General features: G+C 70.5%; 21 protein-coding genes. 17 read left to right on the top strand and 4 right to left on the bottom strand.

Annotated features, from left to right (window positions below; all coding sequences use genetic code 11):
* Positions 1-3: 3 nt before the first annotated feature.
* The 3 genes from ahpC (at position 4) to WCE37_RS14000 (ending at position 3,411) form a co-directional block, all read left to right on the top strand.
* Positions 4-564: an alkyl hydroperoxide reductase subunit C gene (gene ahpC / locus WCE37_RS14010; protein ID WP_343279897.1), complete on the top strand. Its 561-nt coding sequence runs from the start codon at positions 4-6 to the stop codon at positions 562-564.
* Between the two features lie 266 nt (positions 565-830).
* A complete protein-coding gene (gene ahpF / locus WCE37_RS14005) occupies positions 831-2,423 on the top strand; it encodes an alkyl hydroperoxide reductase subunit F (protein ID WP_343279896.1) in 1,593 nt (530 codons plus the stop codon).
* Positions 2,424-2,457: 34 nt separating this feature from the next.
* On the top strand, positions 2,458-3,411 hold the full coding sequence (locus WCE37_RS14000) for a LysR substrate-binding domain-containing protein (RefSeq protein WP_343279895.1): 954 nt from the start codon (positions 2,458-2,460) through the stop codon (positions 3,409-3,411).
* Positions 3,412-4,085: 674 nt separating this feature from the next.
* On the opposite strand, the gene msrA is transcribed toward WCE37_RS14000, so the two are convergent.
* Positions 4,086-4,700 carry a peptide-methionine (S)-S-oxide reductase MsrA gene (gene msrA / locus WCE37_RS13995; RefSeq protein ID WP_343279894.1) on the bottom strand — a complete coding sequence of 205 codons (615 nt, stop codon included), beginning with the start codon at positions 4,698-4,700 and terminating at the stop codon, positions 4,086-4,088.
* A gap of 98 nt (positions 4,701-4,798) precedes the next feature.
* Between msrA and WCE37_RS13990 the strand changes: the two genes are divergently transcribed.
* The 5 genes from WCE37_RS13990 to WCE37_RS13970 all read left to right on the top strand — a co-directional run bounded on the left by WCE37_RS13990 (position 4,799) and on the right by WCE37_RS13970 (position 9,604).
* Positions 4,799-6,553, top strand: coding sequence for a glutamine--tRNA ligase/YqeY domain fusion protein (locus WCE37_RS13990; protein ID WP_343279893.1), 1,755 nt, complete (start codon positions 4,799-4,801; stop codon positions 6,551-6,553).
* Between the two features lie 91 nt (positions 6,554-6,644).
* Positions 6,645-7,052 carry a hypothetical protein gene (locus WCE37_RS13985; protein WP_343279892.1) on the top strand — a complete coding sequence of 136 codons (408 nt, stop codon included), beginning with the start codon at positions 6,645-6,647 and terminating at the stop codon, positions 7,050-7,052.
* Positions 7,049-7,627 carry a nucleoside deaminase gene (locus WCE37_RS13980; RefSeq protein ID WP_343279891.1) on the top strand — a complete coding sequence of 193 codons (579 nt, stop codon included), beginning with the start codon at positions 7,049-7,051 and terminating at the stop codon, positions 7,625-7,627. Before WCE37_RS13985 ends, WCE37_RS13980 begins: the two co-directional genes overlap by 4 nt.
* A 37-nt stretch (positions 7,628-7,664) precedes the next feature.
* The gene (gene rlmM, locus WCE37_RS13975; RefSeq protein WP_343279890.1) at positions 7,665-8,747 is read left to right on the top strand and encodes a 23S rRNA (cytidine(2498)-2'-O)-methyltransferase RlmM; all 1,083 of its coding nucleotides are present in this window, start codon (positions 7,665-7,667) and stop codon (positions 8,745-8,747) included.
* A gap of 98 nt (positions 8,748-8,845) precedes the next feature.
* Positions 8,846-9,604 (top strand): hypothetical protein, encoded by a 759-nt coding sequence (locus tag WCE37_RS13970; RefSeq protein ID WP_343279889.1) that lies wholly within the window; start codon positions 8,846-8,848, stop codon positions 9,602-9,604.
* 25 nt (positions 9,605-9,629) lie between these two features.
* Here WCE37_RS13970 and WCE37_RS13965 read toward each other — a convergent pair whose 3' ends face one another.
* Together WCE37_RS13965 and ubiH are read right to left on the bottom strand one after the other, a co-directional pair.
* Complete coding sequence (locus WCE37_RS13965; protein ID WP_343279888.1) at positions 9,630-10,820, bottom strand: FAD-dependent oxidoreductase; 1,191 nt, start codon at positions 10,818-10,820, stop codon at positions 9,630-9,632.
* Positions 10,817-12,037 carry a 2-octaprenyl-6-methoxyphenyl hydroxylase gene (gene ubiH / locus WCE37_RS13960; protein WP_343279887.1) on the bottom strand — a complete coding sequence of 407 codons (1,221 nt, stop codon included), beginning with the start codon at positions 12,035-12,037 and terminating at the stop codon, positions 10,817-10,819. Before ubiH ends, WCE37_RS13965 begins: the two co-directional genes overlap by 4 nt.
* Positions 12,038-12,118: 81 nt before the next feature.
* On the opposite strand from ubiH, the gene WCE37_RS13955 reads away from it, so the two are divergent.
* The 9 genes from WCE37_RS13955 to WCE37_RS13915 all read left to right on the top strand — a co-directional run bounded on the left by WCE37_RS13955 (position 12,119) and on the right by WCE37_RS13915 (position 21,068).
* Positions 12,119-12,715, top strand: a complete 597-nt coding sequence (locus WCE37_RS13955) for a hypothetical protein (protein ID WP_343255493.1) — start codon at positions 12,119-12,121, stop codon at positions 12,713-12,715.
* A 3-nt stretch (positions 12,716-12,718) separates the two neighbouring features.
* Entirely contained in the window at positions 12,719-13,273 is a 555-nt protein-coding gene (locus tag WCE37_RS13950) for a cob(I)yrinic acid a,c-diamide adenosyltransferase (protein ID WP_343255492.1), read from the top strand.
* 17 nt (positions 13,274-13,290) lie between these two features.
* A complete protein-coding gene (locus WCE37_RS13945; protein ID WP_343279932.1) occupies positions 13,291-14,220 on the top strand; it encodes a histone deacetylase family protein in 930 nt (309 codons plus the stop codon).
* A gap of 87 nt (positions 14,221-14,307) precedes the next feature.
* Entirely contained in the window at positions 14,308-16,725 is a 2,418-nt protein-coding gene (gene lptD, locus WCE37_RS13940) for an LPS-assembly protein LptD (protein ID WP_343279886.1), read from the top strand.
* Positions 16,722-18,020 (top strand): peptidylprolyl isomerase, encoded by a 1,299-nt coding sequence (locus WCE37_RS13935; RefSeq protein WP_343279885.1) that lies wholly within the window; start codon positions 16,722-16,724, stop codon positions 18,018-18,020. Before lptD ends, WCE37_RS13935 begins: the two co-directional genes overlap by 4 nt.
* A 1-nt stretch (position 18,021) precedes the next feature.
* Entirely contained in the window at positions 18,022-19,008 is a 987-nt protein-coding gene (gene pdxA, locus WCE37_RS13930; RefSeq protein ID WP_343279884.1) for a 4-hydroxythreonine-4-phosphate dehydrogenase PdxA, read from the top strand.
* Positions 19,005-19,817 carry a 16S rRNA (adenine(1518)-N(6)/adenine(1519)-N(6))-dimethyltransferase RsmA gene (gene rsmA / locus WCE37_RS13925; protein WP_343279883.1) on the top strand — a complete coding sequence of 271 codons (813 nt, stop codon included), beginning with the start codon at positions 19,005-19,007 and terminating at the stop codon, positions 19,815-19,817. The genes pdxA and rsmA overlap by 4 nt, the downstream gene beginning before the upstream one ends.
* 35 nt (positions 19,818-19,852) lie before the next feature.
* On the top strand, positions 19,853-20,236 hold the full coding sequence (apaG, locus tag WCE37_RS13920; RefSeq protein WP_343255487.1) for a Co2+/Mg2+ efflux protein ApaG: 384 nt from the start codon (positions 19,853-19,855) through the stop codon (positions 20,234-20,236).
* Position 20,237: 1 nt separating this feature from the next.
* Positions 20,238-21,068, top strand: coding sequence for a symmetrical bis(5'-nucleosyl)-tetraphosphatase (locus WCE37_RS13915; protein WP_343255486.1), 831 nt, complete (start codon positions 20,238-20,240; stop codon positions 21,066-21,068).
* 53 nt (positions 21,069-21,121) lie between these two features.
* On the opposite strand, the gene WCE37_RS13910 is transcribed toward WCE37_RS13915, so the two are convergent.
* Positions 21,122-21,640, bottom strand: coding sequence for a dihydrofolate reductase (locus tag WCE37_RS13910; RefSeq protein WP_343279882.1), 519 nt, complete (start codon positions 21,638-21,640; stop codon positions 21,122-21,124).
* Positions 21,641-21,658: the final 18 nt, after the last annotated feature.

The following is a 21,658-nucleotide window of genomic DNA, read 5'->3' as shown; positions in this document are numbered from 1 at the left end:
TCCATGTCCGTCATCAATACCGAAATCAAGCCGTTCCAGGCCACCGCTTACCACAACGGCGAATTCGTCGAAGTCGACAGCGCCCAGCTGAAGGGCAAGTGGTCCGTGTTCGTGTTCTACCCGGCCGACTTCACCTTCGTCTGCCCGACCGAGCTCGAGGACCTGGCGATCAACCATGACGAGTTCAAGAAGCTCGGCGTCGAAATCTACAGCGTGTCGACCGACACCCACTTCTCGCACAAGGCCTGGCACGACACCTCGGACGCGATCGGCAAGATCCAGTATCCGATGATCGGCGACCCGACCCACGAGATCTCGAAGAACTTCGAGATCCTGCGCCCGTCCGGCCTGGCCGACCGCGGCACGTTCATCGTCGACCCCGATGGCGTGATCCAGTCGATCGAGATCACCGCCGAGGGCATCGGCCGTGACGCGCTGGAGCTCCTGCGCAAGGTCAAGGCCGCCCAGTACGTCGCCGCCCACCCGGGCGAGGTCTGCCCCGCCAAGTGGAAGGAAGGCGAGAAGACCCTGAAGCCGTCGCTGGACCTGGTCGGCAAGATCTAAGCACGCCGCTCGTTGGACCGCCGGCGGGCTTCGAACCGCCGGCGTTCGTGGGACCCGCTATAGCGGCGATGGCTACAGGATCGCCACAGCAATCGCGGCCCTGGCCGCTCCCACAGTCGCTACAGCCAGCCCATCCCCTTTCAGTGGGGGTGGGGCTGGACCGGAGTCCGTGCCACGGCGCGGCCTGCGGTCCATCCCCACGCCGGTGGCGACCCGTCGAACGGCGGGACGCAGGCCCCCGCCTTGCCTTTCGAAGGAGTTCCACCATGCTCGAAGACGACCTCAAGACCCAGCTCAAGGCCTATCTGGAGCGCCTGCAGCGCCCGATCGTGCTCGTGGCCAGCGTCGACGACGGCAGCAAGTCCGCGGAGATGCTCGAGCTGCTGGAAGACATCCGCGCGCTGTCGGACAAGGTGACAGTCGAGGTGTCGCGCGACGACGCCCAGCGCAAGCCCTCCTTCGCCGTGACTTCGCCCGGCCACGATATCGACCTGCGCTTCGCCGGCCTGCCGATGGGCCATGAGTTCACCTCGCTGGTGCTGGCCCTGCTGCAGGTCGGCGGCCACCCGTCCAAGGCCGCGCCGGAGCTTCTGGAGCAGGTGCGCGGGCTCGAGGGCGAGTACCGCTTCGAAACCTATTTCTCGCTCTCCTGCCAGAACTGTCCGGACGTGGTCCAGGCACTGAACCTGGCCGCGGTGCTGAACCCCGGCATCAGCCACGTCGCGATCGACGGTGCCCTGTTCCAGGACGAGGTCGAGGCGCGCGAGGTGATGTCGGTGCCGACCGTGTTCCTCAACGGCGAGGTCTTCGACCAGGGCCGCATGAGCCTGGAGCAGATCGTCGCGAAGCTCGACACCGGCGCCGCGAAGCGCGAGGCCGCGGCGATCGCGAAGAAGGACGTGTTCGACGTGCTGGTCGTCGGCGGCGGCCCCGCCGGCGCCGCGGCCGCGATCTACGCCGCGCGCAAGGGCATCCGCACCGGCGTGGTGTCGGAGCGCTTCGGCGGCCAGGTGCTGGACACGATGTCGATCGAGAACTTCATCTCGGTGCCGCATACCGAGGGCCCGCGCTTCGCCGCCCAGCTCGAGGCGCACGTGCGCGAGTACGACGTCGACATCATGAACCTGCAGCGCGGCCGGGCGCTGAGCCAGGACGCGGACGGCGTCACCTCGGTCCAGCTCGAGAGCGGCGCCACCGTGCGCAGCCGCAGCGTGGTGCTCGCCACCGGCGCGCGCTGGCGGCAGATGGGCGTGCCCGGCGAGGACCAGTACCGCAACAAGGGCGTGGCCTATTGCCCGCACTGCGACGGCCCGCTGTTCAAGGGCAAGCGCGTGGCGGTGATCGGCGGCGGCAACTCCGGCGTCGAGGCCGCGATCGACCTCGCCGGCATCGTCAGCCACGTCACCCTGGTCGAGTTCGATTCGAAGCTGCGCGCCGACGAGGTGCTCCAGCGCAAGCTGCGCAGCCTGGCGAACGTGAAGATCCTCACCTCCGCGCAGACCACCGAGGTGCTGGGCGACGGCAAGCGCGTCAACGGCCTGGTCTACCGCGACCGGACCGGTGGCGATTCCCACCGCGTGGAGTTGGAAGGCGTGTTCGTGCAGATCGGCCTGCTGCCCAATACCGAGTGGCTGAAGGGCGCGATCGAGCTCAGCCCGCGCGGCGAGATCGTGGTCGACAACGCCGGCCGCACCTCGCTGCCCGGCGTGTTCGCCGCCGGCGACGCCACCACCGTGCCGTACAAGCAGATCGTGATCGCCATGGGCGAAGGCGCCAAGGCATCGCTCAGCGCCTTCGACCACCTGATCCGCAGCAGCAGTCCGGCCGCGACGGCCGACGTCGAGGCGGCAACGGCGTAAGCCGGAGCCGTCCCGACCACAGCGAGGCACCACCATGAACCTGCGCGACCTGGGCTACTTCATCGCCCTTGCCGACCACCTGCACTTCGGTCGCGCGGCGGCGGCGAGCTTCGTCAGCCAGCCGACGCTCTCCACCCAGATCCGCAAGCTGGAGGAAGAGCTGGGCGTGGCCCTGGTCGAACGCGCGCCGCGCAACGTCATGCTCACGCCTGCCGGGCACGAGGTCGCGGCGCGTGCGCGTCGGGTCATGGCCGACGTCGAACAGATGCGCGAAGCCGCGCGCCGCAGCCAGGACCCGGAGGCCGGCAAGGTCACCCTCGGCCTATTCCCGACGCTGGGGCCCTACCTGCTGCCGCACGTGGTGCCGGGGATCCGCGCCCGCTTCCCCGAACTCGAACTGCTGCTGGTGGAGGAGAAGAGCGACGTCCTGCTCGAACGCCTGCAGCAGGGCCGACTCGACGCCGCGCTGCTCGCGCTGCCGGTCAACGACGAGCAGCTGCACGTCGAGTTCCTGTTCGAAGAGCCCTTCGTACTCGCGGTGCCGGAGGCGCATCCGCTGGCCGGCCACGGCCCGATCACGCTCGCCGACCTCGCCGACGAGCGCCTGCTGCTGCTCGCCGATGGCCACTGCCTGCGCGACCAGGCGCTGGATGTCTGCCATCTTTCCGGCGCCAGCGAAAAGGGCGAGTTCCAGGCGACCAGCCTGGAAACGCTGCGCCAGATGGTGGCCGCGAACGTCGGCGTCACCCTGCTGCCGTCGCTGGCGGTCAAACCACCGGTGGCGCGCTCGGAGAGCATCGAACTGGTCGACTTCCGCGCTCCGCCCCCCAGCCGCAGGATCGCGATGGTGTGGCGCCGGAGCACCGCGATGGCGCCCTTCCTGCAGGCGCTGGCCGCCGTGCTGCGCCAGCTGCCGCCGGATCTGCTGCTGCCGACTCTGCGCGAGTCCACCGCGACGCTGCACGTCCCCGGCGCTCCGGGGCTCTAGCGCGAAGCCTGAGTCCTTACCCCACAAAAATGGGTTCTTCTCCCAAGTGAGGGAGAGACGTACGGCCGACCCGGTGGAGTGGCTGGTTCTTGTCGAGGCTCCGGGGTGCTGACGTGACAGTTGGAGCGCGTTGTCACGTCTGCAGCTGCTCCGTTCTGGTCCGCGCTGCCGTCCCGCACACAGGGGGCGTGCTCCCCCGGCCTGTCCGCGTCCTGCTCCCAAGGCCGGCCGCCGGCCATCCATGGCCGGCTGTACGCACACCCCCTGTGCACGGGACGGGCCGTGACGCTTTCCTGCTTCGGTTCGAAGATCAAGGGCGGGCGCGCTCGCGCCCGTGCTCGTGGGCATGGGCGTAGCCGCGGCCGCGGCGGTGCCGCCTGGTCCGTTGACGATCCAACCGGTTTCGACGTCGACTCGACGTTGGCTTCGTTTCCGGCCGCGACATAGGTCCGGGTCCGCCGTGGAGGCAGGGGGGATGCCCAGAGCCGGCCATGGATGGCCGGCGGCCGGAACTGGGAGCAGGGATGCGCATATTCCGGCTGGGCATCCCCCCTGCCTCCGCGGCGGGCAGCGCACACCCTCCCGGAGCAATCAACCGGAAGCCCCCCTCAGTCGGGAGAAGAACCAAGAAGCTTCACGCGCGCCTGACAGCAGCGTCGTTGACGTGCCGATCCTCAGGCGCCGACGCCGACCTGGCAGCTGACGCCGGTGCCGCCGATCCCGCAATAGCCGCCCGGATTCTTCGACAGGTACTGCTGGTGCTCTTCTTCCGCGTAGTGGAAGGGCGGCGCGGGGAACACGATTTCGGTGGTGATGTCGCCATGCCCGGCCGCTGCGAGGCGCTCCTGGTAGGCATCGCGGCTGGCCAGGGCCGCCTCGTATTGCGCCTGGGTGTGGCAATGGATCACCGAGCGGTACTGGCTGCCGACATCGTTGCCCTGGCGCATGCCCTGGGTCGGGTCATGGCCCTCCCAGAAGCGCGTGAGCAGCTCATCGAAGGCGATGCGGGCGGGGTCGTACACGACCAGCACCACCTCGGCGTGGCCGGTATCGCCACCGCAGACCTGGCGGTAGGTCGGCGCGGACGCGTGGCCGCCGGCATAGCCCGCGGCGGTGGTCTCCACGCCCGGCAGCGACCAGAACAGGCGCTCCACGCCCCAGAAGCAGCCCATCCCGAACACCACCCGCGACAGGCCGCTGAATTCGCCGCGCAGAGGGCGACCGTGTACGTGGTGGGTGTTGGACAGGTTCATGGCGGTGTTGCTCCGGGGCAGGCAAACCATGATCATCCGCCGGGCAGCGGTCGCTATCAAGCCGCCGCTGCGTGGCTCCGCTACACTGCCCGGTCCACGGCGCAGGCCCGCGCCGGCATCCTCCCCGTGACCCCATGACCGAGCCCAACGACACTGCGGCAGGCGCCGCGCCGGCGCCCGCCGTGAAGCAGGATTTCATCCGCCAGATCGTCCGCCAGGACCTTGCCAGCGGCAAGCACGACGCCATCCGCACGCGCTTCCCGCCGGAGCCCAACGGCTACCTGCACATCGGGCACGCCAAGGCGATCTGCCTGGACTTCGGCATCGCCGAGGAGTTCAACGGCCGCTGCAACCTGCGCTTCGACGACACCAATCCGGCGAAGGAGGATCCCGAGTTCGTCACCGCGATCCAGGACGACGTGCGCTGGCTGGGCTTCGAGTGGAACAGCCTGCGCCATGCCTCGGACTACTTCGAGGTCTTCCATCTCGCCGCCGAGAAGCTGGTCCGCCAGGGAGACGCCTTCGTCTGCGACCTGAGCGCGGACGAAGTGCGGGCCTATCGCGGCAGCCTGACCGAACCCGGACGCGAGTCGCCGTACCGGAACCGCAGCGTCGAGGAGAACCTGGACCTGTTCCGGCGCATGCGCGCGGGCGAATTCGATGACGGCGCGCGCACCCTGCGCGCGAAGATCGACATGGGGAGCGGCAACATCAACCTGCGCGACCCGGCCATCTACCGGATCAAGAAGGTGCCGCACCAGAACACCGGCGACGCCTGGCCGATCTATCCGATGTACGACTTCGCACATGCGCTGGGCGACGCGGTGGAAGGCATCACGCATTCGCTGTGCACGCTGGAGTTCGAGGACCACCGGCCGCTGTACGACTGGTGCGTGGACCGGGTGGACCTGGCCGGCAACCCGGAGCTGCTGGCGCCGCTGGCGGAAAAAGGCCTCCCGATCGAGGCCGCCAAGCCGCGCCAGATCGAGTTCTCGCGCCTCAACATCAACTACACGGTGATGAGCAAGCGCAAGCTGACCCAGTTGGTCGCCGAAGGCCTGGTGGACGGCTGGGACGACCCGCGCATGTACACGCTGCAGGGCCTGCGCCGCCGCGGCTACACGCCGGCCGCGCTGCGCCTGTTCGTGGACCGCATCGGCATCAGCAAGCAGAACTCGATGATCGACTTCTCGGTGCTGGAAGGCGCGCTGCGCGAGGACCTGGACGCACGCGCGCCGCGGCGCATGGCCGTGGTCGCACCGCTGAAGATGGTGCTCACCAACCTGGCCGAAGACCACGAGGAAACCCTGCGCTTCCCGAACCATCCGAAGGACGAATCCTTCGGCGAGCGCGAGGTGCCCTTCTCGCGTGAACTCTGGATCGAGCGCGACGACTTCGCCGAAATTCCGCCCAAGGGCTGGAAGCGGCTGGTGCCCGGCGGCGAGGTCCGCCTGCGTGGCGCCGGCATCGTGCGCTGTGACGAGGTGGTCAGGAACGGGGCGGGGGACATCATCGAGCTGCACGCAACCCTCGACCCGGAGTCGCGGCCCGGCATGGAAGGCGCCAACCGCAAGGTCAAGGGCACCATCCACTGGGTCGGCGCCGCGCGCGCGATCGAAGCCGAGGTCCGGCTCTACGACCGCCTGTTCTCGGTGCCCGACCCGGACGACGAAAGCGACGGCCGCACCTATCGCGACCACATCAATCCGGAATCGCGGACGTCCGTGCGCGGATACATCGAGCCCGCCGCGGCCGAAGCCGCGCCGGAGGATGCCTGGCAGTTCGAACGCCTCGGCTACTTCGTCGCCGACCGCCGCGACCACCGCGCCGGGGCGCCGGTCTTCAACCGCAGCGTGACCCTGCGCGACACCTGGGCCGCGAAGGCCTGAGCCGACACCCGCGCCGGCATCGGCGCTGCCCTGCGGCCCGGGCTGCGGCAGCGCTACCATGCCTGCGTCGCCAACGACACGGAGACCCTTCATGCGCCGGATGATCCAGTCCGCATCCATCCTGCTGTTCGTGCTGGCCCTCGCTGCGTGTGCGGCCGCACAGCCCGACGGCGGCACCAGGCCTCCGCCGATGAGCGAGCCGCTGCCGGCAACGCCCGTCGCCCGCCCCGCACCCACGCCGCCTTCCGCGCCCACCGGGGTGCCCGACCTCGACCGCAGCTGCCGCGTCGACAGCGACTGTGAGGTGAAGAACGTCGGCAACTGCTGCGGCTACTTTCCCTCCTGCGTGAACAAGGACGCCGAACCCGATCCGGCGGCGGCCCAGGCCGCCTGTGCCGCGTCGGGAATGGCCGGCGTCTGCGGCTTCCGCGACATCCAGGCCTGCGCCTGCGTGTCCAACAGCTGCGAGCCGGCCGCGTCCGGCGGGCTGATCCGATGAGCCTGCCCGCGCGCGTCAACCTGCGCCTGCCGGACTGGGTCCACGACGCCGCCGGCCGCGACCGCGCCTACGCCGGCGACGCCGACAAAGTGGCGCTGGCGATCGGCCTCGCCGCCCGCAACATCGCCGAAGGCACCGGCGGGCCCTTTGGCGCCGTGCTGTTCGGCCCGGACGATCGCATCGTCGCCGCCGCGGTCAACGTGGTGGTGCCGCAGGCGACCTCGCTGGCGCACGCCGAGAACATGGCGTACATGCTGGCCCAGCAGTCGCTTGGCCGCGCCCGCATCAACCTCGATGCCGACGGCCGCGCCTGCGGCCCGTACACCCTCGCCACTTCGGCCCAGCCCTGCTGCCAGTGCTTCGGCGCCACCGTCTGGGCAGGCGTCGACCGCCTGCTCATCGGCGCCCGCGCCGAGGACGTGCACGAGCTCACCGAGTTCGACGAGGGCCCGCTTCCGGAGGACTGGCCCGGCGAGCTCGCCCGCCGCGGCATCGAGGTCGTCCGCGACATCGCCCGCGACGCCGCGCGCGCGGTGCTGGCCACGTATGGCAGCGGCGGCGGCGCGCGCTACTGATGCACGCGACCCGGGCCCGTCAGGCACGCGCCGCGGCATGAGTGGCCTGCTCTGTTACTGCCGCAGCGGCTTCGAGCCCGAGCTTGCGGCGGAGCTTGGCGAGCGCGCGGCCAATGCCGGCCAGCACGGCTATGCGGCCACCGAGCGCGGCAGCGGCTTCGTTCGCTTCATTGCGCCCGGCGGCGATGCCGGCGCGCTGTCTCAGGCCCTGCCCTGGCGCTCGCTGGTGTTCGCGCGCCAGAAGCTGGTGCTGCTCGGGGAACTCGATGCCCTGGACACGACCGACCGCGTGACGCCGGTGCTCGCGGCCCTGCAGCGGCACGTGGACGCAGCCGGCGGCGGCCTGCGCGCGGCATTCGGCACGATGGTGGTCGAACATCCCGACAGCGACGAGGCCCGGCCGCTCGCCGGCCTGGCACGCGCGCTCGGCAACGCCCTGCGGCCCGCGCTGCGCAAGGCCGGGCTGCTCGCCGCCAAGGACGATGCGCGCCGACCCGCGCTGCACGTCTGCCTGCTGGCAGGCAACCACCTGCTGCTCGCCACCGCCGACCCGGGCGACGCATCGCCATGGCCGATGGGCGTGCCGCGCCTGCGCCTGCATCGCGACGCGCCCTCGCGCTCGGCGCTGAAGCTGGAGGAGGCCTTCCTCACCCTGCTCGACGAGGGCGAGCGCGACAGGCTGCTGCGCAGGGGCATGACCGCAGCCGACCTCGGCGCCGCCCCCGGCGGCTGGACCTGGGTGCTGCAGCGCGCGGGGCTGCAGGTGTCGGCGGTCGACAACGGGCCGCTGCGCCAGCACGTCATCGATGGCGGCGGCGTCGAACACCTGCGCGAGGACGGCTTTCGCTGGCAGCCCCCGCGGCCGCTGGACTGGATGGTCTGCGACATGGTCGAGCAGCCGCGGCGCGTGGCCTCGCGCATGGCCACCTGGTTCCGCGAAGGCTGGTGCCGCCAGGCCGTGTTCAACCTCAAGCTGCCGATGAAGAAGCGCTGGCTGGAGACCTCGCTGTGCCTGGAGCTGTTCAGCAGCGAGGCGCAGCGGCCGCTGCAACTGCGGGCGCGCCAGCTCTACCATGACCGCGAAGAGATCACCGTCCTTGCCATGCCCAAGGGCGGTTGAACCCGGCGTCGGGCGTTCAGCCCGCGTGCGGCCAATGATGACCCTGGATTCATGTCGACGGGACTAGCGTGGCTGCCGTTCCCACCGGAGGCCGTGCCATGAACCCGTACAAGCCGATGCATTCCCTCGCCATTGCCCTGTTCGCCAGTGGCCTGGTCGCCAGCGGCCCGCTGCTGGCGCAGTCCTCCGAAAGCGTCGGCGTGCAGGCGCGCACCGAAGTCAATTCCCGGGCGGCCTACGACGACGCGCGCGCCGCCAGCCAGGAGGCGGCGGCCGCACGCACCGCGGCCCAGGCCGCCGCCACCGAACGCCGGGCCGGGGCGATCACCCCGCGCGGCCAGGCCCAGGCCGAATACAGTGCCTGGGAAGCCGACCAGGCGTCGCGACGTGCCGAACTCGCTGCGATCGAGGCGCGGCGCGCGGCCGACCATGCCGGCGCGGCAACGTCAGCCGCCGAAGGAGGGGCCGTGCGTCCCGCTGAGATCGTCGCGCAGTCGCAAGCCGCCGCGCGCGAAGCCAATGCCGCCACCGGGACGGCACGGCAGGCCGCGCTTGAAGCCACGACAGCGGCAGAGACCGCGCGTGTGGCAGCCAGCGCCCAGCCCGCTCCGCCCGCGCCCGCGCGGGTGGACGCCACCTATCCGAGCGAGCCGCTGGTCACGTTCACCTCCAGCCCCCCGGACTCGGTGGTCGGCGACTACCGGATCGACATGGCGACCCTGGACGGCAATGGCGACGGCCGCCTGAGCCGCGCCGAAGCACGCGCCAACGCCACGCTCAGCGCCGAGTTCGCGGCGGTGGACAACAACAATGACGGCGTGCTCGATGCCGGCGAGCTGAAGGGCTGGATGCGCTGACGGCAACGCGCCATGCGCTCTGGCGTCACGCGCCGGCCGCGCGACGCCAGAGCGCACCCGCCACGCCCGGCAGCCTCCCGGCGAGACCCAGCGCGTGCCCGCGCAGCATCACCGCGGCGGGCGATTCGCTGGTATAAATCCGGTTGATGCCATCGAATGCGCGCGCCGCGAGTGCCGACTCGCTGCGCCGCGCCCGCGCCCAGCGCTCGATCCGCTGCGGCGTATCCCAGGGCTGGCGCCGTGACAGCGCCCCTGACACGGAATCGCGCAGCGCCGCCACGTCCCGCAGTCCGACGTTGACGCCCTGCCCCGCCAGCGGATGCATTACATGCGCCGCATCCCCCACCAGCAGCACGCGCCCGGCGGCGTGGCTGCGTGCGAGCTGCAAGCGCAGGGGGAACGCCGCACGGGCCGAGCACGGCACGACCTGCCCGAGGCGACGGTCGAACGCCCGCCCCAAGGCGTCGCCAAACGCGGTGTCGTCCATGGCCAGCGCCTCCTCCGCCGCAGCGGTCGGCAGCGACCACACGATCGAACAGCTGCCGTCGGCGAAGGGCAGGAATGCCAGCGGCCCCCCGGGCAGGAAGCGCTGCCAGGCGGTCGCCTCGTGTTCCTGCTCCGTGCGCACGAAGCCGACCACGCCCGACTGTCCGTAGCCGTGGCCCTTGACCTCCACCCCGGCCAGCCGGCGCAGGGTGGAGCCGGCGCCATCAGCGGCCAGCGCGATGCGCGCCGCCACCCTTCGGCCGTCGTCAAGACGCAGGCGCACGCCGCGGTCATCCTGTTCAAGCGCTTCCACCCGAGCCGGGCAGCGAATCTCGACGCCGGCCTGAGGAAGACAGGCCCACAGACGGTCGACCAGCAGGACGTTCTCGACGATCCAGCCGAGTTCGCGACGCCCCAGGCGGTCGGCGTCGAATGCCAGTTCGCCGCCACCCGCCGCGTCCCAGACCCGCATCCGGCGATACGGCTGCAGGCGCGTGGGCGCGCCGTCCCGGCCGTCGATCCCGGCCCAGGCGCCGATGTCGTCGAGCAGGGCGGCATTGTCGTGCGCGAAGGCGAACACGCGCAGGTCGGGCTTCGTCTCCGACCAGGCAGGCGGCGCACGCCCCTCCACCAGCACAACCGACAGGCCGAGCCGTGCCAGCGCCAGCGCCGCCGAGGCCCCGACCACGCCGCCGCCAACGACGGCCACGTCAAGCATCGCGCGGCTCATCGCAGCGCTGCCGGACGGCAGGCGGCGGGCACGTCGCCGCGGTAGCCCATGGCGCCGCCGGCCAGACCGGCCTGCAGTCCGGGCGAGGCCGCCAGCGCCAGCAATCCGGCGCTGCGCAGCAGCGAAGCGCCAGGCGTCGGGTTGGCGGTGAAGCGCGCCAGGCCATCGGAGAATTCCAGGGTGCGCGAGCGATCCTCGTCGCGGCGGGCGGCATGGGCGACAAGCAGCTCCTCGTCGCCCGGATCACCGCCAGCGCCGGCGCAGGCGCGCAGCAGTCCGGCCAATGTCATCGCATCGCGCAGGCCCAGGTTGAAGCCCTGCGCACCCACCGGATGCATGCTCTGCGCGGCGTTCCCGACCAGCACGGCGCGCGCGGTCACGAGCGCCCGGGCGCGCACCGCCAGCGCCGGATAGGCGCTGCGTGGACCCACGGAGAGCAGGCGGCCGATGCGCCATCCGAATGCGTCCTGGACCCGCGCCAGGAAGCCGGCCCCGTCCAGCGCCTGCACCGCCCCGGCATCTTCGCTGGCAACCCCGTGTACCAGGCCCCAGGCGCGGTCGCCGCGCGGCAGCAGCGCGGTCGGGCCGTCGTCGCCCAGGCGTTCATAGGCGGTGCCGTCCGGCGCGCTCGCGGCGCGCAGCCTGGCCACCATCAGAACCTGGCCGTAATCGTGGCGGGCGGCGCTGATGCCCAGCGCCTCGCGCACGCCGCTGTGCATGCCGTCGGCCGCCACCACCAGGCGTGCGCGCATGCGCGCCGGGCCATCGCCCGCCAGTTCCAGGACGCGGTGCCCGCCTTCAGCGGCGGCGAAGCCGGTGAAGCGCGTCGCACGATGGCGCACCAGCCCGGCCAAGCCGGCAAGCCGCGCCTCCAGCGCATCGCCGAAGTCGCGCGCCACCACCACCTGGCCGAATGCGCTGCGGCCATGGTCGGCGGCGTCCAGCACCACGCGTCCGAAATCACCGCGGCGACTTGCGTGGATGCGGGTGATCGCACCGGTGGGTGCGCGCAGCAGCTGCATCACGCCCAGCGCCGTGAGCGCGTTGACCGTGGCCTCGGCGAAGCTCAGGTTGCGCTCGTCGAACACCGCCGGCATCGCTGCCGCGGGAGTGGCCTCGACCATCGCCACGTCCAGCCCGCTGCCTTCCAGCGCGATCGCCAGGCTGGCGCCGACCAGCCCGCCGCCGATGATCACCACGTCATGCGTCGTCGTCATGGCGGCATGATACGGCCGCTGTGCCCGCAGTTCGCTAGAATGGCGCGAATCCAGTCATCAGCCGTCGGAGCCGAGAGCGCCATGAACACTACCCTGCAACGCGCCATCGTCTTGTCGCTGCTCGTGCTTTTGATGGCGGCCACGCGTAGCCACGTCTTCACCCATTTCACCCCGGTGCCCGACGCGACCTGGGCGGCGTTCCTGATCGGTGGCTTCTACCTGCGCGCCTGGGCGCGCTGGGCGTTCCCGGCGCTGATGGCGCTGGCGGTACTGATCGACTACCTCGTGATCAGCAGCCAGGGCATCAACTTCTTCTCCCACTACTGCGTCTCGCCGGGCTACTGGATGCTGGTGCCCGCGCACGCGGCGATGTGGGCCGGCGGCGACTGGCTGCGCCGCCACCACTCGGGCGCGAGCCCGGCCGCGCTGGCGCGCCTTGCCGCAGTCGTGGTGCTGTCCACCGCGGTCTGCCACCTGTTCGCGCAGGGCGGTTTCTACTGGCTGTCGCCGGCGGTCGCCGAGCCGACCCTGGCCGGCTGGGCCGCCAACTACGGCCACTGGTTCATGCCCTACCTTGCCGCCACCGCGATGTTCGTGGCCGTGGCCGCGCTCGCCCAGGTGGTGTCCGAGGCCCTTGCCCGCAGCGCCGGCGCAGCGCGGCGCCACGGCCAGCGCTGAGGCATGGGCAACCGGCTCTCGAAAATCTATACGCGCACCGGCGATGACGGCAGTACCGGCCTCGGCGACGGCAGCCGCACCGGCAAGGATTCGCTGCGGGTGGAGGCCTACGGCACCGTGGACGAGGCCAACTCGACCATCGGCGTGGTGCTCGCGGCCGACGTTCCGGACTCCGTGCGCACCCTGCTGACCGCGGTCCAGCACCAGCTGTTCGATCTCGGCGGCGAGCTCTGCATCCCGGGGCACGCGGCGATCGACGACCAGGACATCACCCGGCTCGAGCAGCACCTGGACCACTACAACGCCGACCTCCCGGCGCTCAAGGAGTTCATCCTCCCCGGTGGCGGCGAAGCCTCGGCGCGCTGCCACGTCGCGCGCACCGTGGTCCGCCGCGCCGAACGCTGCGCGGTGGCGCTGGCCCGCCAGGAAGAAGTGCGGCCGCAGGCGGTGCGCTACCTCAACCGCCTCTCCGACCTGCTGTTCGTCCTCTGCCGCGTGCTGGCCCGCGAGGGCGGCCACGGCGAGGTCATCTGGCAGCACGAGCGCCGCCGGACCTGAGCATGGACGCGAAGCGGCTGCCGGTCTTCACCCACGCAGCGTGTTTCGCGCACGACACCGGTCCCGGGCACGTGGAAACCCCTGCGCGTCTTGGCGCCGTGGTGACCGCGCTTCGCGACCACGTCCCCGGCATCGAATGGCTGGAGGCGCCGCGTGCGACCCGCGGCCAGCTGCTGCGCGTGCATGAACCCCTGCTGCTGCACGCGGTGCTTGAAGCCATGCCCGGCGAAGGGCTGCTGCAGCTCGATCCCGACACCGTGCTCTCGCCCGGTTCCGCGGAAGCGGCGCTGCGCGCGGCGGGCGCGGTGGTCGCGGCGGTGGACCTGGTCCTGGGCGGCGAGTCGGATGCGGCCTTCTGCGCGGTACGGCCACCGGGCCACCACGCCATGCCGGCACACGCGATGGGCTTCTGCCTGTTCAACAACATCGCCGTGGGTGCAGCACATGCGCTTGACCGCCACGGCCTGGCGCGGGTGGCGATCGTGGATTTCGACGTCCACCACGGCAACGGCACCCAGGCGATCTTCGCCGACGAGACGCGGGTGCTTTACGCCAGTGCCCACGAAATGCCCCTGTTTCCGGACTCCGGCCATCCGCGTGACCGCGGCGCGGGCAACCTCCACAACGCCGCCCTGCAGGCTGGAAGCGGCAGCCATCGCTTCCGCGAAGCCTGGCGCGAACGCCTGCTGCCGGCGATCGACGGCTTCGAGCCGCAGCTGCTGATGATCTCGGCCGGCTTCGATGGCCATCGCGCCGATCCGGTAGCCCACCTTGAACTCGAGGCCGATGATTTCGCCTGGCTGACCGCGGAGCTCGCCGATATCGCGGCGCGCCACGCCGGGGGCCGCATGGTGTCCGTGCTCGAGGGGGGCTACGACCTGGCGTCGCTGGCCGAGTGCAGCGTCGCCCACGTCCGTGCACTGGCCACGGGAACGCAGGAGGCCTGAGCGCCCGCCGTTCACGGGCCGCGCATTGCCGCTGCCGGGGCGATGCGGCAAGCTAGCCGCCGCCCTTCTTTTCCGCCGGAATCCTGCGTGCGCCCAGCCCCCCGCCTGCTCCCGCTGTCGCTGTGCATCGCTTTCGCGCTGGCGGCACCCCATCCGGCCGCCATGGCCGACGATGACATCGAGCCGGACTGGAGCCTGTGCCCCATCGTGTCGTCCGTGCCCGAGTTCCCCGATGCGCAGCCGGCCGCAGGCGGCCCCGGCGACCGGGCCTCGCAGCCCACCGATATCGCCGGTGACAACCTGGCCGGTACCGACGGCGAGAACCTGGAGTATTCCGGCAACGTGACCCTGCGTCGCGGCGACCAGTTCCTCGGCGCCGACAACATCGAGTACCGCAGCGAGAGCTCGACCTACGTCGCCACCGGCAGCGTCCGCTACCAGGACTCGGCGATGCGCCTGATGGCCGAACGGCTCGAAGGCGACCAGGAAGCGGACACGCACCGCGTCGACAACGTGTCCTACCAGCTCACCGAGCGCCGCGGCAACGGCGGCGCCGAGCGCATCGAGATGAAGGGTTCGCAGGGCGCGCTCTATGGCTCGACCTATTCCACCTGCCCGCCCGACGACCGCTGGTGGGAGCTGCGCGCCGAGCGCATCGACATCGACGATGACAAGGGCCAGGGCATCGCCCGCAACGCCACCCTGCGCCTGGGCAAGGTGCCGGTGCTGTACGTGCCGATCTTCGCCTTCCCGACCGACAACCGGCGCAAGACCGGCCTGCTCTACCCGGGCATTTCCTATTCCAGCCGCAACGGTTTCGATTGGCGCCAGCCGATCTATCTCAACCTGGCGCCGAATTACGACATGACGCTCGAGCCGCGGCTGATGACCAACCGCGGCTTCCTGCTGGGCACCGAGTTCCGCTACCGCACCGACGGCGGACGCGGCGTGCTCGAGCTCGAGATGCTGCCGTCTGACCAGCTGACGCGCGACGGCCGCCAGGAGGAGATCGACGAGAATATCCTCGACGAGAACCGGCGCAAGAAGGACCGCGGTTTGTTCCGGTTCCATGGCCAGCAGAATCTCAACCGGCATTGGCAGGCACGCACCAACCTGTCCTGGGCCAGCGACCCGCGCTATATCGAGGACTCGAGCAGCAACCTCAACGGCCGCACGAACTTTTCGATCAAGAGCGACCTCGGCGTCTACGGCCGCGCACGCACCTGGGACGCCGGCCTGATGGCCGATTACTGGCAGCTCGGCGACTACACCCAGCCCGAGAGGATCCTGCCCTACCACCGCCTGCCCCGCGCCTACGCCAACTGGGAAGACGACTTCGGACGCTGGTTCGTGGCCGGCGCCTCGGCCGACATCACCCGTTTCGCGCACGCCGACAGCCGGCAAAAGCCCGGCGGCAGCCGGGTGGACATCAAGCCCTGGGTCTCGATGCCGCTTGAAGGCTCAGCCTGGTTCATCACCCCGACGCTGGCCTGGCGCTACACCGGCTACGAGCTGGAGGACGAACTGGCGCAAGCCATCGCCGTCAGCAGCGGCGAGGCGCCTGATACCGCGCCTTCGCGCAGCCTGCCCATCACCACGGTCGACGCCGGCGTGTACTTCGATCGCACCACGCTGTTTCGCGGCGAATCCCACCTGCAGACCCTGGAGCCGCGGCTGTTCTACGTGAACACGCCATACCGCGACCAGTCCGCGCTGCCGCTGTTCGACACCCAGGCGATGTCATACAGCTGGGGCCAGCTGTTCCGCGACAACCGCTTCACCGGCGCCGACCGCCAGGCCGACGCGAACCAGCTGACGCTGGCCCTGACCACGCGCCTGGTCAACCAGGAAAGCGGCCGCGAGAAGCTGTCCGCCAGCATCGGCCAGATCCGCTACTTCGAGGATTCCCGCGTCGGCCTTGGCGCCGGCTCTCCGGTGATCCGCAAGGGCAAGTCGGCGTGGATCGCCGACGCCAGCTATGAAATCAACGACCGCTGGAGCGTGGGTGGCACGTACCACTGGAATCCCGCCACCAAGCAGGAAGACCTGGCCAGCGCCCGCGCGCGCTATCTGATCGGTGACGACGGCGTGGTCAACCTGGCCTACCGCTACCGGCGCCGCACCGACAACCAGGACGACCTGCTGGAGCAGGTCGACTTCTCGTTCCTGTACCCGCTCAGTCCCTCGTGGAGCCTGGTCGGGCGCTATTACTATTCGCTGCTCGACAACCAGCTGCTTGAAAGCATCGCTGGCGTCCAGTGGGACAGCTGCTGCATGGCCGCGCGCCTGGTGGCCCGGCGCTACGTGCGGAATTTCCAGGGCGAGATGAACGACGCGATCCAGCTCGAGATCGAATTCAAGGGCCTGGGATCCGCCGGGCCCGAAACAACCAGCCGCCTGCGCCGTGCTATTCTCGGTTACCACCGCGAGGACCTGTACCTGGTGCCTCCGCCGAATGTCCGCAACGACGACGGCGACGTGCCCTCGGCCGACGTTTCCCCATGAAAAAGCTCTTCCTCTCCCTCGCTTTTGCCCTGGCGGCCTTCGCCCCGCCCGCTTTCGCCCAGCAGGTGCAGCCGATCGACGGCATCGCCGCCATCGTCGACGAAGACGTGATCCTGCAGAGCGAGCTCGAACGCGCCTTGCGCAACATCAAGGCGCAGTACGGCAACCGCGCCGACCAGCTGCCGCCGGAAACCGTGCTGCGTCGCCAGGTGCTCGAGCGCCTGATCCTGGTCCAGCTGCAGACCGCACGCGCCCAGTCCACCGGCGTGCGCGTGGCCGATGAAGAGCTTGACGCCGCGGCCGCTGCAATCGCCCGGCAGAACAACATGACGCCCGACCAGCTCCGCCAGCAGCTGGCCGGCGACGGCATCTCGTACGACGAGTTCCGCGGCTCGCTGCGCGACGAGCTCGCCATCCAGCGCCTGCGCCAGCGATTCGCGCAGAGCACGATCATGGTCACCGACGCCGAGGTCGACGCCGCACTGGCCAGCCAGGCCAGCGGCACCCAGTACCGGCTCGCCAACATCCTGGTCGCACTGCCCAACGGCGCCACGCCACAGCAGATCGCAATGGCCGAAGAGAAGATCGAAGGGGTCCAGGGCCTGCTTGAACGCGGCGAGATGGATTTCGCGGCGGCGGCAGTGCGCTACTCCGACGGCCCCAACGCGCTCGAGGGCGGCGATCTCGGCTGGCGCGGCATCGACGAGATCCCGACCGCGTTCAGCTCGGTCGTCGGCGGCCTCCAGCCCGGCCAGATGTTCGGTCCCGCGCGCGGTCCCAGCGGCTTCCAGCTGCTGCAGCTTGTCGACATCCGCGACAGCACGCAGGCCACCTCCGGCCAGTCCGTCACCCAGTACCAGGCAAGCCACATCCTGATCCGGGGCGATGACGCCGCCGCCAAGGCCCGCATCGACAGCCTTCATGCCGCAGTGACCGGGGGCAGCTCGTTCGCCTCGGTCGCGAGCGAGTCTTCCGACGACACCGTCACCCGCGAGGCCGGCGGCGACCTTGGCTGGTTCACCCACGACGAGTTCGGCCCGCAGTTCGGCGAGCAGGTCGCGGCGCTGCAGGACGGCGAAGTCTCCGCACCGTTCCGCAGCCAGGCCGGCTGGCACATCGTCCAGCGCGTCGGCAGCCGCCAGGCCAGCGTCGACGATGAAAACCGTCGCAACCAGGCCCGTGAAACCATCGGCCAGCGCAAGCTCGAGGACGAATGGAACCGGTTCCTGCGTGAAATGCGCGGCGAAGCCTATATCGATATCCGCCCCGCCTCCGGCGCCGTCGGCGACAGCTGAAATGCAGCGCCTTCGGCTCGCGCTGGTCCCGGGTGAACCGGCCGGCGTCGGGCCGGAGCTGTGCGCACGCGCACTGCAGAAGCACTGGGGCGCCCGACTCGAGGTTTTTGGCGACGGCGATGCGCTGGTTGCCGCGGCGCGGCGCATCGGACTGCCCCTGGCACGCATCGCGCCCGAACGCCTGCAGGCGCCAGGCGGCGAGTTCACGCTGCACCACCACCCTGCCAGCGTCGCTGCCACGCCCGGCGTGCCGGAAGCGGCCAACGCGGCTTCGACCGTGGCAGCCCTGCTCGCCGCAGCCGACGCATGTCTGTCCGGCCGCTGCCAGGGCATGGTGACCGGGCCGGTGCACAAGGCCTCGATCAACGACGGCGGCATCGCCTACACCGGCACCACCGGCCTGCTGGCGGCCCACGCCGGCCGCGAGGTGGTGATGATGCTGGCCAACCCGACCATGCGCGTGGCCCTCGCCACGGTCCACATGCCGCTGCGCGAGGTGCCGGATGCACTGACCGCAACGCGGCTGGAAGGCTGCCTGCGCATCCTGCATGCCGCGCTGCGCGATGACTTCGGCATCGCCGATCCGGTGGTGGCCGTGCTCGGGCTGAATCCGCACGCCGGCGAAGACGGCCATCTCGGGCGTGAAGAGCTCGATACCATCATCCCGCTGCTGGAGCGCCTGCGCGCTGCGGGGATGCGCCTGGAAGGCCCGCTGCCGGCCGATTCCGCCTTCCTGCCCGCGAAGCTGGAGGGCTTCGACGCGATCCTGGCCATGTACCACGACCAGGGCCTGCCGGTACTGAAGCACAGCGGTTTCGAGCAGGCGGTCAACATCACCCTCGGACTGCCCTGGCCGCGCGTGGCGGTCGACCATGGGACCGCGCTGGACCTCGCCGGCAGCGGGCGTGCCGATCCCTCCAGCCTGTTCGCCGCCATCGGGACCTGCACCCGTCTGGCCGAAGTGCATGCCGCCAGGAGCACCGCATGACGGGCCAGCACGACGGTCACGACGGCCGCTTCCGGCAGCCCGCCAAGAAGGCGCTGGGCCAGCACTTCCTTCACGATCGCGGGGTCGTCGACCGCATCATCCTCGCCGTCGACCCGCGCCCGGGCGAGCGCATCGTCGAGATCGGCCCCGGACAGGGCGCGATGACCTTTCCGCTGCTCGACCGCCACGGCAGCCTGACTGCCATCGAGTTCGACCGCGACCTGCTGGCGCCGCTGACGGTGCGCGCGCGCGAACACGGTGCGCTGGAACTCATCCACGCCAACGTCCTCGACGTCGACTTCACCGCGCTCGCCGCCGGCACGCCGCTGCGCCTGGTTGGCAACCTGCCCTACAACCTGTCCTCACCGATCCTGTTCCACGCCCTAGACCACGCCGCGGCCGTGCGCGACATGCACTTCATGCTGCAGAAAGAAGTGGTCGACCGCATGGCCGCCGGACCCGGCAGCAAGGTGTACGGGCGACTGAGCGTGATGCTGCAGGCCTGGTGCCACGTCACCGCGCTGTTCGCCGTCGGGCCCGGCGCATTCAGACCACCGCCAAAGGTCGATTCGGCCGTGGTCCGCCTGGTGCCGCGCGACCCGGCGACCATCGGCATCGACGACCCGGCGCGCTTCGCGGCAATCGTCCGCGCAGCCTTCGGGCAGCGTCGCAAGACCCTGCGCAACTCGCTGCAGACGCAGTGCGAGAGCTCGGAGATCGTGGCCGCCGGCATCGATCCGTCGCTGCGCGCCGAGCAGTTGGACGTCGCGGACTTCGTGCGCCTCGCCAACGCCGCGCCCGCTGCGTAGTCCAAGTATTCACGCCGAGCGCTTACACTCGTCTGATGGACGACACCCCCGACTACACCCTGGAGATCCAGATCGCGACGCGCTTCCTTGCCGAGGAATCCGCGCCCGAAGACGATCGCTATGTCTTCGCCTACACGATTCGCATCCGCAACCTCGGCCGTCGCGCCGCGCAGCTGCTTGATCGGCACTGGGTGATCACCGACGGCAACGGCCACGTGGAAGAGGTCCGCGGCGATGGCGTGGTGGGCGAGCAGCCGCTGATCGAGCCCGGCGACCAGTTCACCTACACCTCGGGCGCCGTGCTTGAAACCGCGGTCGGCAGCATGGAAGGCAGCTACGGCATGGTCGGCGACGACGGTACCCGTTTCGACGCGCCGATTCCGCCGTTCACCCTCGCCGTTCCGCGCACCCTGCACTGACATGGCCGTCTGGGCGATCGGCGACCTCCAGGGATGCCTGGGGCCCACGGAAAGGCTGCTCGAACGCATCGCCTTTGATCCGGCGCGTGATCGCCTGTGGTTCTGCGGCGACCTCGTCAACCGCGGCGGCGAGTCGCTTGAGACCCTGCGCCTGGTGCATTCGCTGCGCGAAAGCGCGGTCACCGTGCTCGGCAACCACGACCTGTCGCTGCTGGCGATCGCCGAGCGCCGCGAGGCCGACCAGCGCAAGGTCAACCCCGACCTGCAGCGCGTGCTGTTCGCACCCGATCGCGACGAGCTGCTGGACTGGCTGCGCACGCAGCCGCTGGTGCACGCCGACCGCGAACTCGGCTGGATGATGGTCCACGCCGGCCTGGCGCCGAAGTGGACCGCCGACGACGCACTGGCGATGTCCGCCGAAGTCGAGCAGGTGCTGCAGGGCCGCAACCGCCTGGGCCTGCTGCGCAATATGTACGGCGACCGCCCGGCCTGGTCGTCGGGCCTGCGCGGCACCGACCGCCAGCGCGCGATCATCAACATTTTCACCCGCATGCGTTACTGCAGCCCGCGCGGCCGCATCGCGTTCGAGGAAAAGGGTGCTCCGGGCACGCAGCCGCCGGGGCTCTATCCCTGGTACGCGGTGCCGGGGCGCGTGGAGCGCGGGCTCAAGCTCGCCTGTGGCCACTGGTCGTCGCTGGGCCTGTTCATCGGCCACGGCGTGCACGCGATCGACACCGGCGCGGTCTGGGGTGGCACGCTCACCGCGCTGCGCCTGGATTGCGATGAACTGCAGGTGGTCCAGGTCCCGGGCAGGCCCTCGCCCCGGCCCTGACGCGGTGCGCGCCGCCAGGCGGCGGACCATGTTCGGCTGCGGCTCACGTCATTTCAGCGTCGCCGGTATTCAACGAACCGGAATGCGAAGGCGTGGCGCGCATCGGCCTGGCGCAGCTCGCTCGAAACCACGCCCCAGCCGTCCGCGTCGAATGCCGGGAAGAACGCGTCGGCGCCTTCAATCTCCGTATCGACGTGGGTCAGCTTCAGCGCCGACGCCTTCGGCAGCGCGAGCGCATAGACCTCACCGCCGCCGATGACACACAGCTCGGCGGCGCCGTCGCCGGCAGCCAGTGCGCAGGCCTGCTCCAGCGAGGCCACCGCCTCCATGCCGGCGAAGGGCACGCGGCCGCTGCGCGTCAGCACCAGGTTGCGGCGCCCGGGCAGCGCGCGACCCAGCGACTCGGCCGTCTTCCGGCCCATCAGCAGCGGCTTGCCGAGGGTCAGCGACTTGAAGTGGCGAAAATCGTCCGGCAGATGCCAGGGCATCGCGTTGTCGCGGCCGATGGCGAGCCGGCGATCGACGGCGGCCACGAGCACGATCGCCGGGATCTCCCCACCCTGCCGTGTCATCACCTCCGCTCCGCTCCC

The organism is Luteimonas sp. MJ250, assembly GCF_039548455.1.
GTDB lineage: Bacteria > Pseudomonadota > Gammaproteobacteria > Xanthomonadales > Xanthomonadaceae > Luteimonas.
Note: the sequence above shows the minus strand (reverse complement) of the source record. Positions and strands in the feature narration are given on the sequence as shown.